The 16,142-nt window shown below is 65.8% G+C and carries 12 protein-coding genes; 5 read left to right on the forward strand and 7 right to left on the reverse strand.

Going from position 1 to position 16,142, the window contains the following annotated elements; translation table 11 throughout:
- Positions 1-274 precede the first annotated feature (274 nt).
- Positions 275-2,638 (forward strand): PEP/pyruvate-binding domain-containing protein, encoded by a 2,364-nt coding sequence (locus AC5RUQ_RS16530; RefSeq protein ID WP_493948410.1) that lies wholly within the window; start codon positions 275-277, stop codon positions 2,636-2,638.
- A 181-nt stretch (positions 2,639-2,819) separates the two neighbouring features.
- Here the strand turns inward: AC5RUQ_RS16530 and glpK are convergent, their stop codons facing one another.
- The 3 genes from glpK to AC5RUQ_RS16545 all read right to left on the reverse strand — a co-directional run bounded on the left by glpK (position 2,820) and on the right by AC5RUQ_RS16545 (position 7,041).
- Positions 2,820-4,334 (reverse strand): glycerol kinase GlpK, encoded by a 1,515-nt coding sequence (gene glpK / locus AC5RUQ_RS16535; protein ID WP_493948411.1) that lies wholly within the window; start codon positions 4,332-4,334, stop codon positions 2,820-2,822.
- A 51-nt stretch (positions 4,335-4,385) separates the two neighbouring features.
- A complete protein-coding gene (locus tag AC5RUQ_RS16540) occupies positions 4,386-5,135 on the reverse strand; it encodes an MIP/aquaporin family protein (protein ID WP_493948412.1) in 750 nt (249 codons plus the stop codon).
- 91 nt (positions 5,136-5,226) lie between these two features.
- Complete coding sequence (locus AC5RUQ_RS16545) at positions 5,227-7,041, reverse strand: glycerol-3-phosphate dehydrogenase/oxidase (protein ID WP_493948413.1); 1,815 nt, start codon at positions 7,039-7,041, stop codon at positions 5,227-5,229.
- A gap of 163 nt (positions 7,042-7,204) precedes the next feature.
- Between AC5RUQ_RS16545 and AC5RUQ_RS16550 the strand changes: the two genes are divergently transcribed.
- Genes AC5RUQ_RS16550 through AC5RUQ_RS16565 form a run of 4 tightly spaced genes read left to right on the forward strand, consistent with a single transcriptional unit; the run spans position 7,205 to position 11,030 of the window.
- The gene (locus tag AC5RUQ_RS16550; RefSeq protein WP_493948450.1) at positions 7,205-8,137 is read left to right on the forward strand and encodes a sugar-binding transcriptional regulator; all 933 of its coding nucleotides are present in this window, start codon (positions 7,205-7,207) and stop codon (positions 8,135-8,137) included.
- Between the two features lie 10 nt (positions 8,138-8,147).
- On the forward strand, positions 8,148-9,017 hold the full coding sequence (locus tag AC5RUQ_RS16555; protein WP_493948414.1) for an aldo/keto reductase: 870 nt from the start codon (positions 8,148-8,150) through the stop codon (positions 9,015-9,017).
- 7 nt (positions 9,018-9,024) lie between these two features.
- On the forward strand, positions 9,025-9,954 hold the full coding sequence (locus AC5RUQ_RS16560) for an alpha/beta fold hydrolase (RefSeq protein ID WP_493948415.1): 930 nt from the start codon (positions 9,025-9,027) through the stop codon (positions 9,952-9,954).
- On the forward strand, positions 9,951-11,030 hold the full coding sequence (locus tag AC5RUQ_RS16565; protein WP_493948416.1) for a glycosyltransferase family 4 protein: 1,080 nt from the start codon (positions 9,951-9,953) through the stop codon (positions 11,028-11,030). The genes AC5RUQ_RS16560 and AC5RUQ_RS16565 overlap by 4 nt, the downstream gene beginning before the upstream one ends.
- Positions 11,031-11,036: 6 nt before the next feature.
- Here the strand turns inward: AC5RUQ_RS16565 and AC5RUQ_RS16570 are convergent, their stop codons facing one another.
- From AC5RUQ_RS16570 to rpoZ, 4 genes are all read right to left on the reverse strand, one after another.
- Complete coding sequence (locus tag AC5RUQ_RS16570) at positions 11,037-13,148, reverse strand: primosomal protein N' (protein WP_493948451.1); 2,112 nt, start codon at positions 13,146-13,148, stop codon at positions 11,037-11,039.
- A gap of 127 nt (positions 13,149-13,275) precedes the next feature.
- On the reverse strand, positions 13,276-14,511 hold the full coding sequence (gene metK, locus AC5RUQ_RS16575; RefSeq protein WP_493948417.1) for a methionine adenosyltransferase: 1,236 nt from the start codon (positions 14,509-14,511) through the stop codon (positions 13,276-13,278).
- Between the two features lie 87 nt (positions 14,512-14,598).
- Positions 14,599-15,840, reverse strand: a complete 1,242-nt coding sequence (gene coaBC, locus AC5RUQ_RS16580; protein ID WP_493948418.1) for a bifunctional phosphopantothenoylcysteine decarboxylase/phosphopantothenate--cysteine ligase CoaBC — start codon at positions 15,838-15,840, stop codon at positions 14,599-14,601.
- Between the two features lie 34 nt (positions 15,841-15,874).
- Positions 15,875-16,135, reverse strand: coding sequence for a DNA-directed RNA polymerase subunit omega (gene rpoZ, locus AC5RUQ_RS16585; RefSeq protein WP_003800778.1), 261 nt, complete (start codon positions 16,133-16,135; stop codon positions 15,875-15,877).
- Positions 16,136-16,142: the final 7 nt, after the last annotated feature.

Genomic DNA, 16,142 nt, shown 5'->3' on the forward strand with positions numbered 1-16,142 from the left:
TACGGCATCTGTGCTGCCATAACGGCCTGATCCTGCTGCTGGCGGCCCGGAAACTGCCCCGGACACACAAAAGCCCCTCGCCATGGAGGGGCTGCCGCTCGGTTATCCGTCGTTTCGGATGCCGGGCGGCTAACTAAGCAGAAGGATCGCACGCATGAAACCACTTTAGCGCACGAAGCGGCCGGGCTGGTGTCGTGCCAACCTGTACCACCGCCGGCCCGCGTCATTAGACTTGAGCCGGGCAACCCGGCTTACTTACCCGGCAGGTGACTCCTTGGGCGATGACGCGAGTGACATGGGCGATGACGCCGGCGCTGCCTTTAGCCCCAATCCCGCTCGCGGTGGCCTTTTCCTGCCGCTTGGCGGACACCTTCACCTCACCCGGGCGGAGGCCGGCGGCAAGGCCGCGGCATTGTCGGACCTGAAATCCGCTGGCTTTCCCGTCCCTTCCGGGTTCGTCGTCCCGCGCGCGGCTTTGGGCGCACGTTCGGGTGGCGGGCAGGATGCCTGGGACCGCCAATTGCAAAACGCGGCCGGGGCAGCTGGTCCCGGCCCCTATGCCGTCCGCTCCTCGGCGGCTGCCGAAGACCTGCCAGGCGCCTCCGACGCAGGGATGTATGAGAGCTATTTGGACGTGCCGGTCGAGGACCTCCCCTCGGCCGTCATCCGCTGTTTCCGATCGGCTGATGCCGGCCGCGTCCGGACTTACCAGGAATCGCTGCCGCCGGTTGCCGCCCCGCCCGGCGGACCAAAGGCCGATCCGGGCGCTGGAGACGAGGACCCCACCGACGCCGGGCAGATGGCCGTCCTCGTCCAGCAGATGGTGGACGCCGCGGCCGCCGGCGTCGCCTTCACCGCACATCCCTTGACCGGCGCCCGGGACGAGACGGTGATTTCCGCTGTGAAAGGGCTTGGGGAAAAGCTGGTGGGAGGTTCGGAGCGTGGCGAAGAGTGGCTGGCGCGCGGCGGATCAGTCGTCCCACAGCGTGGTGCCGGTGCTGTCCTCACAAAGGAAAGCGCGACGGCGGTTGCCGCCATGGCGGGGAACGTCGCCCGGCATTTCGGCTGCCCCCAGGACGTGGAGTGGGTGGTGGACTGCTCCGGCCGCGTCCAGGTTGTGCAGGCACGTCCGATGACAGCGGTTCCGGAGCCGGTGCTATGGCCGGCCCCGGGAAAGGGCGCCTGGCTGCGGAACTTCCGGCTCGGAGAATGGCTGCCGGAACCGGTCACCCCGCTCTTTATGGACTGGATTGTTCCCTGCCTGGACTCCGCCTACAACGACGCCGTCTTCCGCTCCACCGGCCTTCGGGTTCCGATGGGCCATGCCACCGTCAACGGCTGGTATTACGTGGCCCCGCCGACACCCCGGGCACTCCCCCACCTGCTTTTTAGCGGAACGCGGCACTCGCTGCCCTACTTTTTCAACTCCGTGGTCCGGCCGATGCTCGATCCCGCTGGTGCAGACCGCGCCGTCCTGCGGGATCTTGAGCTTGAGTGGCGCACCCAACACCTGCCGGCCTACCGCAGCCTCGTAGACAGCTACCGCGGCGTCCCGCTGCCGGCAACCCTGGCCGGGCTGATGGATCTCGTTGAACAGCTGGCAGGAGCCGCCGGAGGATATCTGTGGTTCTTCGCCGCCACGGGCGGGGCGGCCTGGAAGATGGAGATGGTGCTGGCCAGGTTCTGGCGCAGGCACCTTGCCACCGAATTCGCCTTCCGGAAGGAATTGGAACTGTACGACGGCGGCGGTTACCAAGTGCTGCTGGGCGGCCTGTCCCCGGCGTTGCCGCCCAGGGTTCCGCACGCCGTCTACAGCCTCGACTGGTATCACCCGACGGCGGCCGAGGAGCCCGGCCCGGCTGCTCCCTTCGGCAGCAGTTCCCGGGGATCCGCTGCTGCGGCTTCCCGGCGGCGTAGAGCCGAAGATGCCTGCCGCTCCATGCTCAAGGGCTCGCGCCTGCTGCGCCGGTTCGACAATCTACTCGCGGTTGCCCAACACTATGCGCTGCTCCGGGAGGAACAGGTGCGGGATTTCACCCTTGGCTGGCCGCTGCTGCGTTGTTGCGCTGCAGAGATCGGGACGCAACTGGAACAGGCGCACGTCATCAGCAACAGGGACGACGTGTACTTCCTGACCCGGCAGGACCTGCGGCTCGACGCGCCGCCCCAGCAGGACAATGTGGCGGCACGCCGCGCGGACTGGCTCCGGCAACGGAAACTGGCCGCCCCGCTGATGCTGGGCAAGCTCCCGATGCTCGGCAACACATTTGACCGGCTGGCCAACACGGCGCGAAGCGCCGGCAAATTTCCCGAAGGTGCCCTGGTGGGTCATCCCGCAAGCCCAGGCCGGGCACGCGGCCGCGTCCGTACCGTCGAAGGACCCGAGGACTTTTCCGCGTTTCAACCAGGTGAGGTGCTCGTGGCCAAGGCCACCGCACCGGCCTGGACTCCCCTCTTCGCCGACGCGGCCGCCGTCGTAACAGACGGCGGAAACCTGGCAGCCCACGCCTCCCTGATAGCCCGCGAATACGGCATCCCGGCAGTAGTGGGCACAGGCACCGCCACCCAAGAGCTCCGAACAGGCCAGCTGGTGACGGTAGACGGCAACGCAGGAACTGTAGAAACCCACGAGGAGTAAGCGTCGCCGACACGTCCGCGAGGATGGCGGCCCCACGAGGAGGTAGGGCGCGCACCGCAACAAGCAAGGGAGGCGGCCCCTCGCCCGGGTGTGGTGGGCACCCGAGGGAGCAGCAGGGGACAGGCGGGGCAGGGGCCGCCTTCCTCGCGCCCCAGCCGCGCACTCTCAGTGCCGGAAGACGCTACCGCACGTCCTCGTCCACCCAATCCATGGACTTCGTCACGGCCTTCTTCCACAGCCGCATCTGCCGGTCCTGCTCGGCCTGGTCCATCTGGGGTTCCCAGCGCTTGTCTTCAGACCAGTTGGATGACAGTTCGCCGAGGTCCTTCCAGAACTCGACTGCGAGGCCGGCGGCGTAGGCGGCGCCCAGGGCGGTGGTCTCCACCACCTTGGGCCGGATGACGGGGACGCCAAGGATGTCTGCCTGGAACTGCATCAGCGCATCATTGGCAACCATGCCGCCGTCGACCTTCAACTCGGAGAGCGGTACACCGGAGTCCGCGTTCACGGCGTCGAGCACCTCGCGGGTCTGGAACGCTGTGGATTCCAGCGCTGCCCGGGCAATGTGGCTCTTGTTAACAAACCTGGTGAGGCCCACGATGGCGCCCCGGGCGTCGGAACGCCAGTATGGCGCGAAGAGCCCGGAGAATGCCGGAACGATGTACACGCCCCCGTTGTCCTTCACCGAAGCGGCCAGGGTTTCCACTTCCGGGGCGCTGCTGATCATGCCCAGGTTGTCCCGCAACCACTGGATCAGTGAGCCGGTGACAGCGATGGAGCCTTCAAGGGCGTAGTGGGGTGCCGCGTCGCCAAGCTTGTAGCCGACCGTAGTCAGCAGGCCGTTCTTGGAGTGCACGATTTCCTCGCCGGTGTTGAAAATCAGGAAGCAGCCCGTCCCGTAGGTGTTCTTGGCTTCACCGGTCTGGAATGCCGCCTGGCCGAACGTGGCTGCCTGCTGGTCGCCGAGGATGCCGGCCACCGGAACCTCGCGGAGAAGCTGGGAGGTGTGGACGGTGCCGTACACCTCCGAGGAGGACTTGATCTCCGGCATCATGGACCGCGGAACGCCGAAGATGCCCAGGATTTCCTCGTCCCATTGGAGGGTCTCCAGATCCATGAACAGCGTGCGCGAGGCATTGGTGACGTCGGTGACGTGGACGCCGCCGTCCACCCCGCCGGTGAGGTTCCACAGGACCCACGCGTCGGTGTTGCCGAACACCAGGTCCCCGGCTTCGGCCCGCTGGCGTGCGCCGTCCACATTGTCCAGGATCCACTTGATCTTGGTGCCCGAGAAGTATGTGGCCAGCGGTAGGCCCACCTTCTGCTTGAAGCGGTCCGCTCCCCCGTCGCTGGCAAGTTCGTCCACGATGTCCTGCGTGCGCGTGTCCTGCCAGACGATGGCGTTGTACACGGCTTCACCCGTTGTTTTGTCCCACACCACGGCGGTTTCACGCTGGTTAGTGATGCCGACGGCGGCAATATCGTGCCGCGTCAGGTTCGCCTTCGAGAGGGCTGAGGCGATGACCTCACGGGTGTTGTTCCAGATCTCGGCGGGGTTGTGCTCCACCCAGCCGGCTTTCGGGAAGATCTGTTCGTGTTCCATCTGCCCGGAGGAGACGATGCTGCCGCTGTGGTCGAAGATGATGGCCCTGGTGCTGGTGGTTCCCTGGTCGATGGCGATTACGTACTGGTTCACGATGACGTCCTTGTCTTGAGGTGTGATTTTGAGCGGTGGTTGGGTGCGGGGTCAGGCTGCTGCTGTGGCGATGATCGGGACAATCCGGGCGACGAGGCCGCCCAGGGCACCGCCGACCAGCGGGCCGACCACAGGGATCCAGGAATAGCCCCAGTCGCTGGAGCCCTTGCCCTTGATGGGCAGCAGGGCGTGGGCGATACGGGGGCCGAGGTCACGGGCGGGGTTGATGGCGTAGCCGGTGGGTCCGCCGAGTGATACGCCGATGCCGACGACGAGCAGTGCGACAGCCAGCGGCCCGAGGCCTGACGGGGTGCCGCCGAAGGTGAGGATGACGAACACCAGCACGAAGGTGCCGATGATCTCGGTCACCAGGTTCCAGGAGCTGGAACGAATGGCCGGGCCGGTGGAGAAGACGGCCAACTTGCTGGCGACTTCCTCTTCAACGTCAAAATGCTGCTTGTAGGCGAGCCAGCAGACCACTGCGCCGAGGAAGGCACCCAGCAGTTCTCCGCCGAAGTAGGTCAGCGTAGAGGCGAAATCGACGGGAACATCAGGGGCGTATTCGCCGGCTCCGTTGGCGAGCAGGCCGAGCGTCACGGCGGGGTTCAGGTGCGCCCCGGATTTCGCGGCCACATAGACACCCGCGAAAACTGCGACGCCCCATCCCCAAGTGACCATCAGGAACCCGCCGCTGTTGCCTTTCGTCCCCCGCAGGGCGACGTTGGCGACGACGCCGCAACCCAGCAGGGTCAGCATCGCCGTTCCGAAGACTTCGGATAGAAAAACAATTCCAAGAGACATCTTTGACTCCTCTATTTTCTGTTGTCAGTCCTTCGCGGGTTGAAGGACCGTTGGGCCGGGACGGGTTGGGTGCCCCGGCCGACAGCCTGTCCTATGCGACCAGGCTGTGCGTTTCTACGCGGTGGAACCGCTGCAGCACGTCCTGCGCGTGCCGGATTTCCGCTGCACGTGCTGCGGCGTCCCATCCCAGCGGACCGGAGAGCACCTCCGCCACCTCGTTGAGCAGCTCGCCAGTCACGAGGCCCCGGAAGGCAAGGGACGTGCGGCGGATGAGGACATCCACGAGGTGTCCAACCTGCTCATGGGCTGCCATGAACTCCAGTTCACGGGCACTCAGTTCCCGGGTGGAGTGCAGCAAGTGGTCCGGCCCGCCGTCGAGGTAGGCCATCACCGCCTCTGCCCTGGTTCCGTAGCGGGTGAGCAGGCCGGCGGTCCGGTCCGCGTCGCGGCCGGCAGTCATGTGGTCCTTGATCCACTTCTGCACGCCCGCCTCGTCCGCGGGGAAACCGGCGCCGCCGCCGATGGCGAGCTGCGCTGTCGATACTTTCCGCTGCACGCCGAGTTCGGCGAGGACGTCATTGGTCAGGTGTTCGGCCAGCGCCCGAAAGGTGGTCCATTTGCCACCCACCAGGCTGAGGACGACGGCGCCCGCCCCGGTTGTGCTGTTCCCGGGGGCACGGCGCTCGATCCGGTAGTCCCGGGAGACGAAGCCGGGCTGCGTCGCATCGTGTCGAGGCAGCGGCCGCACGCCGGAGAAGGTGTAGACAATCTGTTCGCGCTTGACGGGGATGCTCGGGAAGACGTGACCGATGAGTTCGAAGAAGTACTCGATTTCCGCATCGGTGCAGACGGCATCCTGGGCCATGTCGGCATCAATGTCCGTGGTCCCGACGAGGACGCGGTCCCCCATCGGATAGATGAGTACGATGCGGCCGTCCGTGTGTTCAAAGAAGATTTCGCGTCCCCGGCAGGCGGCGAGGAGCCCCGGGTGGTCGAGCACGATGTGGGAACCCTTGGTGCCGCCCATAAAGCTGGAGGCTGCTCCCATGGCTTCGTTGGTGAGGTCCACCCAGGCGCCCGTGGTGTTAACGATGACGTCGGCCGTGAAATCGAATTCCTCACCGGTCAGCTCATCCCGCAACCGCAAGGTGCTTCCTTTGCCGGTGCCGCGGTTGGGCTCGCCCGTCATGGATCTCAGTGACAGGTAGTTACTGGCACGGGCCGTACTGCCTTGGGGGTTAGCGCCGGACGCGTGGCCTGTCTTTTCGCCGTCCTGCAGGACATCAAGGGTGAGCCGCTCGGGGTTGTGTACGGAAGCATCGAAGTACGTGGCCGTGTACTTGACGTCGGGGCGGAGGGCGGGCAGTTCAGCAAGGGCGCGTTTATGTCCCCTGAACTGGTGGCGCGGCACTGTGCCGCCGTCGCGGGAAAACGAGTCGTACAGGCTGAGGCCGATCTTGATGAGGAAGGCGCCGCGTTCCTTGGGCTTGCCCTGCTGCTTGTGGGTGAGGAAGCGCAGAGGGGCCGCGAGCACTCCGGAAAAGGTGCTGAAGATGGGGATAGTGGTCTGCAGCGGCTTGACGTAGTGGGGTGCGATCCGGAGTAGTCTGTTGCGCTCCACTACAGACTCCCTGACCAGCCGGAACTCGCCGTTTTCGAGGTAGCGGATGCCGCCGTGGATCATGTGCGAGGAGGCGCCGCTGGCGCCCTGGCAGTAGTCACCACGTTCCACAAGTGCCACGTCAATTCCCTGCAGGGCGAGGTCCCGGAAGGTCGCAACGCCGTTAATCCCGCCACCTACCACCAGCACTTTTGCGTGCGGCCGGAGCCGCAGATTATGTACTGATGCGCGTTCGGCTCCCGGCTTTGGTGCGGCGGGGCGGGCCGGTGAATCCTTTGGTCCCAAAACAACTCCTGGGGCTTTGTGTGGTGCGGACACAGAAAGTGATCCGCCGTTCTCATCTATTGTTTGGAGTAATGGAAAATGGAGTCAAGCACTATGCACAAACGTGCAGAATGGAGTTCAGGTGGACGCTTCCCGGCATGCTGATGCCCTTCGGGCTGCACAAATGTATTACCTGCAGGACCTCACGATGGATGCCATCGCCCGCGAACTTGGGACATCCCGCTCGACTGTTTCCCGGCTGTTGTCCTCGGCCCGCGATTCGGGGCTGGTCCAGGTCCAGATCCGCAATCCCCTGGATACAGGACCGGAGTTGGAGGGCCTGATTCGCCGCCGGTACGGAGTAGACGCACACGTTGTGCCGGTCATGGAAACACTCAATGAGGCCGAGACCCTGGACCGGGTGGCGATGCAGGCCGCCCGCACCATCGGGCCCCTGGTGGATTCCAACGCGATCATCGGTGTCGCCTGGGGTTCCACCCTCAGTGCCGTCAGCCGCCACCTGACCAGGAAAATTACCCACGACAGCGTGGTGGTGCAGCTGAATGGCGCGGGCAACATGCACACGACAGGCATTACCTACGCCAGTGACATCATGCGCCGCTTCGGCAGCGCCTACGGCGCGCGGGTGGAACAATTCCCCGTTCCGGCATTTTTCGACCACGCCGCCACCAAGTCAGCCATGTGGAATGAACGCAGCGTGCAGCGGATCCTTGAACTTCAGGCCAAGATGAGCATCGCGATCTTTGGGGTCGGATCCGTTGATGCCGATTTCCCCAGCCACGTCTATGCCGGCGGTTACCTGGACGAGGGCGACCTCAACATCCTGGCAACGTCCGACGTCGTGGGTGATGTTGCGACGGTGTTCTTCCGCGCTGACGGTTCCTCCGACGGGATCGTCCTGAACGAACGGTCCACGGGCCCGGCCCTCGCCGAACTTCGGCAGGTAAGGCGCAGGATCTGCGTGGTTTCCGGCGTGTCCAAGATCAACGGGCTCAAGGGCGCCTTAGCGGCGCGCCTGGCTACGGACCTGATCCTTGACGAGGCCACAGCGCGCCGCCTGGTGGGTATGGAGGGCCTTGCCGTGGCGAGTAGGTAGAGTCATGGCTATGAGGATCTCCCCGCGGCTGAGCCTGAACAACGGCGTGCTGATCGACCAGCTGGGCTACGGCCTGTACAAGGTGCCGCCATCGGAGGCGGCGGGCCTTGTGGCCATGGCCCTCGGCTCCGGATACCGCCACTTCGACACTGCCGCCATGTACGGCAACGAGTCAGGGGTTGCCCGCGGCATCAGTTCACAGCTCGGCACGCAGGCAGGCAGCGGTGGCTCCGGTGAACTTTTCCCGTCACCGGCCAGGGAGGACATCTTTGTTACCACCAAAGTGTGGAACGACCACCACGGCTACGACGCCACCCTGCGTGCATTCGACAACTCCATGGTCAACCTGGGCCTGGACTACGTGGACATGTACCTCATCCACTGGCCCTGCCCCCGGCGCGGGCTGTACCCCGAAACCTACCGGGCCATGGAGACGCTCTACCGCGAGGGAAAAGTGCGGGCCATCGGCGTCTGCAACTTCCAGCCCGCCCATCTGGACCGGCTAATGCAGACCGCAGAGGTGACCCCTGCGGTCAACCAGATCGAGCTGCACCCCTGGCTCCAGCAGGTGGAGCTGCGGAAAATCCACGATGATCTCGGGATCAGGACCGAGGCGTGGAGTCCCCTGGGACGCGGACATGTGCTGGCGGATCCTGTAGTCCAGGCCTGCGCCGCCGAACACGGCAGGTCGCCGGCGCAGATCATCCTCCGCTGGCACATACAACTGGGGAACATCGCCGTCCCCAAGGCAAGCACCGAGGCGCGCATCCGCGAGAACCTGAACGTCTTCAACTTTGAACTCTCGGCCAGGGACATGGATGCGCTCGCCGGCCTGGACCGGGGACAGCGGACCGGCTCCCACCCGGACAACGTCAATTAGGACTCCCATGGAAACAGCACACACCGGGCAAGCCTCCACGCCCGCCTTCATCGGCCCGGACCTGGCCGGCCGCACCCGTGCCTCCTCGGTGCAGCTGGCCGGCGGCAGGGTGGCTTTCTGGACCTACGAGCCAGTGCTGCAAACCGCTGCGACCCGGACCATGCTGGTGATCCACGGATTCCGCGGCGACCACCACGGGCTCCTTCGGGTGGCCGACCAGCTTCCGGAGATGCGCATCATCATGCCGGACCTGCCCGGCTTCGGCAGCTCGGAAGCCTTCGCGCCAGGTGGTCACACAGTTCCGGGCTACGGCGCATTCATCACGGAATTCATGGCGGCACTGGGCCTGGGGCCGGATACGGTCCTGCTGGGGCACTCGTTCGGGTCCATCATTGCCGCCCATTTCGTGGCCGCCCACCCCGGCGCCGTGAATCCACTGATCCTCATCAACCCCATCGCAGCGCCTGCCCTCGAGGGCCCCAAAGGCGTGATGACCAGGCTGGCAGTGCTGTACTACCGCGTTGCCGCCCGCCTTCCCCGTCCGCTGGGGCTGGCCCTGCTCCGCAGCCCGTTGATTGTCCGGGTGATGAGCGAGACCATGGCCAAGACAGGCGACCGGGACCTTCGGCGCTTTATCCACGGCCAGCACCATGCGTACTTCAGTGCTTTTGCCAGCCGTGACAGCCTCCTCGAATCCTTCACTGCCTCGGTCAGCAGCCATGTGGCCGAGGTGGCCGGCAGCCTGACCCTTCCTGTGCTCCTGATCGCGGGTGAGAAGGATGAAATCGCCACGCTTCCCGACCAGCACCAGCTCGTCGAACTGCTGCCGGACGGCGAACTCGAGGTTATTGCTGATGTTGGCCACCTGATCCATTACGAAACGCCGGAGCCAGCCGCCCGCCACATCCGCAGCTTCCTTAGGGACCACCCCGCGTGAAGCTTGTCATCGACGCCCGGTTCACCCGGACAGACCATCACGACGGCATCAGCCGCTACGGTGCGAGCCTGATCGCGGCCGCCTCCAAGATTGCCGACGTTTCGATGCTGATCTCTGACATCCGCCAACTGGCCCTGCTGCCGGATGTGCCGTACACATTGATCAACAGCCCCCTGTCCCCCGCGGAACTGTTCGTTGCCCGCAAGATCAACCCGCTCGGCGCGGACGTGGTGGTCTGCCCAATGCAGACGATGGGCACCTTGGGCCGCAAGTACGGCCTGATCCTGACCCTGCACGACCTCATCTACTACGAGCACCCAGCACCTCCGGGATTCCTGCCGGCCCCGGTGCGGCTGCTCTGGCGCCTCTATCACAAGGCGTACTGGCCGCAGCGCCTCCTACTCAACCGGGCCGACGTCGTAGCCACCATCAGCCGGACCACCGAGGCGCTGATGGCCAAGTACCGGCTGACGCGCCGGCCTGTCCGGATTATCAGCAATGCGCCGCAGCCGGCCCAGGAGCCTCGCAGCCCGGAGGCCGGCGCCAAACCCTGCCTCGTGTACATGGGCTCATTCATGCCCTACAAAAATGTCGAAACCATGGTGGCCGGAATGGCTGGACTGCCCGGATTCACGCTTCACCTGCTCAGCCGGATCACTCCTCAGCGGCGCGCCGAACTGGAGAAGCTCATCCCGCCTGGAGCGACAGTGGAGTTCCACAACGGCGTCACCGACGAGGAATATGCCACGTTCCTGGAAACAGCCACCGCGCTGGTGACTCTTTCACGGGCCGAAGGGTACGGACTGCCGCTGGTCGAGGCCATGGCGCTGGGCACGCCGGTCATCGCCAGCGACATTCCAATATTCCGGGAGGTGGGCGGCGATGCAGCCAGCTATGTTGACCCGGCATCGCCCCAGCAGTTTGCCGACGCCGTGAAGAAACTGGACGACCGGGAATTGTGGGAGGAAACCTCACGGCGCTCCGTTGCCCGTGCCCGCGAGTTCAGCTGGGAGGAATCCGCCCGCCAACTGGTGGACGTGGCACACGACATCGTGGCCCAGCGCCGCGGCCAGTAGGCTCCGCTACAGTACGTCCACTCCGTCCAGTCGCAGCTGGACAGGTTCCGCACTTCGCTTTGCGGCCGTTGCCGCCCGGGTAGCCCTTAGGACGCGGGTGACCGCCGCGGCCTGGGCGTAGGGGAAGAACAGGAGGGTCCGGACGTCCTCCGCCGAACGGCGGGTGGAGGGCGGCCCGCTGAGAATGAGCGGCGCGGGGCCTGCCGTACGGAGGTGGATCCCGGCGTGCTCCAGTTGCGCTGCCACTGCACCCGAGAAATGCCCGACGGCGGCCCGGGGGCCGGTGATGGAGGCAATGCGCACCGCCGGCGGAAGCTGCAGTTCGGCCCGGAGGGAGAGCTCGCGTTCGGCGTAACCTGCAGGATCCCATCTCAGCAGCGCCCCCACAGCTGCGGTGTCCGCTGCCGTAACCACCACAAGGCCGCCTTCGGCAGCAGGCCTAACCAAAGCCCCGGCATTGAACCAGCGGCGCACGGTGTCCTCGCTGGCGCGCAATGACTCGCGGCGCAGCAATGAGTCACCGTCCAGCAGCAAGGCGGCGGCATATCCCCCTTCGGCTACGGGTTCGGCTCCTACCGTGGCCACCACCAAGGCCTTGCTGTTGGTTACGCGTGCCTTGACCTGGTCCCCGGAGGACGTGATGACGGTTTTGCCGGGGAAGGCCCTGCCGAGCTCCTCGGCCGTCCGGATTACGCCCGTTGCGCCCCTGCGAAGCTTTCGGCTGCTGCAGTGCGTGCAGTGCCAGTCGGGCGCCGGGGTGGAGCACCACCGGCATTGCGGCAGGGCTGAGGTTCCGCTGGCCCCGGCCACGGCCAAGGGCCCCTGGCAGGCAGCACAGCGCGCGGGCTCCCGGCAGTGGTCACACACCAGCGACGGCGCGTAGCCGGCGCGGGCCACCTGCACCAGGACCGGTCCCCGTTCGAGTCCTTCCTTGGCGACCCGCCAGGCAGTGCCGGGAAGGCGGGCGATCCTGGCGAGCGGATCCCGCTCCTGCTCGAAGCTGTCGGCCGTGTTCACCACGCGGGGGACGGTGCGGCGGACCAGCGTGCGGTCCGCTTCCACGGGCAGCGCCCAGCCTGTCTCGGTGAGCCGCTGGACCTCCGTGCTGCGGGAATGGGCTGCCAAAAGGCAGGCAGCCCCGGACTGTTCGGCGCGCAGGAGCAGGACTTCGCGGGCGTGGGCGTAGGGCGCGCGCTGCTCAATGTGGAGGTCGTCGCCGTCGTCCCAGCACACCACGAGCCCCAGGTCCTTGACCGGAGCATAGGCAGCTGACCGGGTCCCGATGGCAACCCGCGCGGTACCGGCGAGGATCCGCAGGAAGTTCTGGTAGCGGGGCGTGGGGCCGTCCTCCGCGGTGAGGCGTGCTACGGCCTGCTCCGGCAACAGCGCTCCCACGGCCTCTTCAAGCTGGTCCAGGTCCCGGTTGTCCGGGACCACCACCACAGCTCCCCGCCCGGAAGCATAGGCTGCGGCAATGGCCTGGGCCAGCAACTGCGGCCAACCGCCGGGTCCGTAGCCTTGGAGAGGATTTAGGACCGCCCGTGGGGAACCACCGTCTTTTAGGTGTCGCAGGAAGGCCAGGCCGTTCCGGAAACCTACCCAGGCATCGTCTGCGCCGGGGCCCTTAGCTGCAGCGCCTTCACCTGTCTCCAACGTCGGAGTTTCCGCGGAAGCGGGGTACGCCTTCTCCAACCGGGCTACCCGCGGCGGGACGGCAACCCGGAGGACATCGCTGACGGTTCCCGCGTAGCGGGAGGCTACGGCGGTGACCAGGTCGCGGACCCCGGGTGTCAGGACGGGAACCGGGGAAACGACTTTCGCCAGCGGCAACAGGGTGTGGCCGGCGTCGGACTCCGCCACCCGTTCCATAATGAACCCGCTGAGGTCCTGGCCGTTGAACTTGACCTTGACCCTGACGCCGGGCTGGGCATCCTCATCCAGCCCGGCAGGAACGCCGTAGTCAAAAGGCCGGTCCAAGTGGGGCAGCGAGGATTCCACCAACACCCTGGCCACCGGAAGGTGGTCCGCCAGCTCCGGGCCCGCCTGCTGTTTGCGGGAAGGGAAACCCTGCAGCAGGGACGGCTGTACCGCGGCCGGCAGATCCAGCAACGGTTGCATGGAATCGTCAGCAACCACTTCGGCTACCTCCGTTCAGCATCACCGGGTGGACCTGGTCAGTAAACCAGCAGGCACGGACATCCCACCCGGCAGCGGCATCCGCGCCAAGTTCGGCCCCGGCCACCGGCTACGCGTTGAAGAAAGCCTTCAGGTCGTCCACACGGTCCAGGCGCTCCCAAGTGAAGTCCGGATCGTCCCGGCCGAAGTGCCCGTGGGCTGCAGTCTTGGCGTAGATGGGCCGTTTCAGGTCCAGGGCGTCGATGATGGCGCGGGGACGAAGGTCGAAGATTTCGGCGATGGCAGCGCTGATGCGGGCGGGGTCCACCGTTTCGGTGCCGAACGTCTCAACGTACGTGCCCACGGGACGCGCCTGGCCGATGGCGTAGGCAATCTGGATTTCGGCGCGTTTGGCCAAACCTGCTGCAACAACGTTCTTGGCAACCCACCGCATGGCGTAAGCGGCGGAGCGGTCCACCTTGGACGGGTCCTTGCCGGAGAAGGCGCCGCCGCCGTGGCGTGCCATGCCGCCATAGGTATCAACGATGATCTTCCGCCCGGTCAGGCCGGCGTCACCGACAGGGCCGCCGATAACAAACTCGCCGGCCGGGTTCAGGATGTTTGCGGCCCGGGAGATGTCCAGGTTGGCGCCGGCCAGCACGGGGGCGATGACGATGGAGGCGAGGTCAGCGCGGAGCTGTTCGAGGCTTGCGCCTTCGGCGTGCTGGCTGGAGATGACCACGGTTTCGACGGAGACCGGCAGGTCCTTGTCATAGCCGACGGTCACCTGGGTCTTGCCGTCCGGGCGGAGGTACGGCAGCTCCCCTGACTTGCGGACTTCGGTGAGTCGCTCCGAAAGGCGGTGTGCCAGCCAGATGGGGGTGGGCATGTAGGAGGGAGTTTCGTCACTCGCGTAGCCGAACATCAGGCCCTGGTCGCCTGCGCCCTGAAGGTCGTAGTCATCCTCCTGGCGGCCCTCGCGGGCTTCGAGGGAGTTGAAGACGCCACCGGCGATGTCGTTGGACTGCTGGCCGATGGACACGGAAACGCCGCACCGGGCGCCGTCGAACCCGTTGGCCGAGGAGTCATAGCCGATGCCCAGAATGGTCTCGCGGACGATCTGCGGAATTTCCACGTAGGCGTCGGTGGTGACCTCACCGGCCACGTGGACCAGGCCGGTAGTGGCCATGGTCTCCACGGCGACGCGGGATTCCGGGTCCTTGTCCAGCAGGGCGTCAAGGATGGCGTCGCTGATCTGGTCGCAGATCTTGTCAGGGTGGCCTTCGGTGACCGACTCGGACGTGAAGAGCCGGAGCGCGGAGGGCGTGGCCGCGTGGGAGTGGGGAAGGTGCAGCGGTAAAGTCACTCAACTACCTTACTGGTTGGGATTCGTCCTCCCCGCAGGAGACCCCGGGAGATGTCCTCTTGCTAAGCGAACGTGGCCGGAAACACGTCAGGCGCGGGGGGAAACGTGATTCAGTTCAAAGGCGATCCGGCTGATGATGGCCGCCGAAACTTCAGTCTTGGTGCCGGCAGCCTCCTGTGGTTCGGCGCCGGACCGGGCCAGGATGACAACGGAATTCGTATCCTGGCCGAAGACCTTATCCGCGCCCACATGGTTCACCACCAGCAAGTCGCAGCCTTTACGCTCCAGTTTTGCTTCCGCGTAGGCCAGCACGTCACCGTGGCTGTCGCCGGTTTCGGCAGCGAAACCTACGATCAGCTGCTGCCTTTCCGCGTGGCCGCCGCTGTTCCGGACTTCCACCAGTTCGTGCAGGATGTCCGGGTTGCGGACCAGCGTGATCACGGGGTCTGCGCTGTCATCGCGCTTCTTGATTTTGGTGTCCGAGACCTCCGAGGGGCGGAAGTCCGCCACCGCGGCGGACATAATCACGACGTCGGAATCCGCCGCTGCTGCCAGCGCCGCCTCACGCAGCTGCAGGGCAGTCTCCACGGGCACCACTTCCACGCCTGCCGGCGGGGGAACTTCCATATGGGCTGCGAGCAGGCGGACCGTAGCGCCGGCATTCCGGGCGGCGACGGCCAGCGCCACTCCCTGCTTACCGGAGGACCTATTGCCCAGGAACCGTACCGGGTCCAGGGGTTCGCGGGTTCCGCCGGCGCTGATGGTGACGGTGCGTCCCGCGAGGGGCAGCTGGTAGTCCGACTGGCCCTGGACAAGGGCCAGGGCGGCATCGAAAATCACCTCGGGCTCGGGCAGCCTCCCCGGACCTGAATCAGAGCCGGTCAGCCTGCCGGTTGCCGGTTCCAGGACGGCCGCTCCGCGGCTCCGCAACGTTTCCACGTTCGCCCGGGTGGCCGCGTGCTGCCACATCTCGGTGTGCATGGCCGGGGCGAACAGTACCGGGCCGTGGGCCATCAGCAGGGTGTTGGTGAGGAGATCCCCGGCCTGTCCGGTAGCGGCTTTGGCCAGGAGGTCGGCAGTGGCCGGGGCGATGACCACCAGGTCCGCTTCGTGGCCCAGGCGGACGTGGTTGACCTGGTGGACGTCGTCGAAAACACTGTTGCTGACCGGATTTCCGGACAACGCCTCCCAGGTGGCGGTGCCCACAAAGCGGGTGGCCGCCTCCGTGGGGATCACAGTGACGTGATGGCCGGCTTCAGTAAAAAGCCGGAGGAGCGATGCCACCTTGTAGGCGGCAATCCCTCCCCCGACTCCGAGGACTATGCGCACGTGACCTCCGTCAACAGCACGTCAGGCGGCAGTATTACTCTGCGGCTTCGATCGGCGTGGAGACCAGCTTGCCTTCGTTGATCTCGCGCAGGGCGATGGAAAGCGACTTCTCGTTCAGCTTGGTGTCTACCAGCGGGCCAACGTATTCGAAGAGGCCCTCGTGCAGCTGGGCGTAGTAAGCGTTGATCTGACGAGCACGCTTGGCACCGAAGATCACCAGGCCGTACTTTGAATCTGCTGCTTCAAGCAGCGAGTCGATCGGCGGGTTAATGATGCCTTCAAGGTTCGTGGACACGAATTCT

It is taken from the genome of Arthrobacter sp. MDT2-3 (assembly GCF_059090465.1).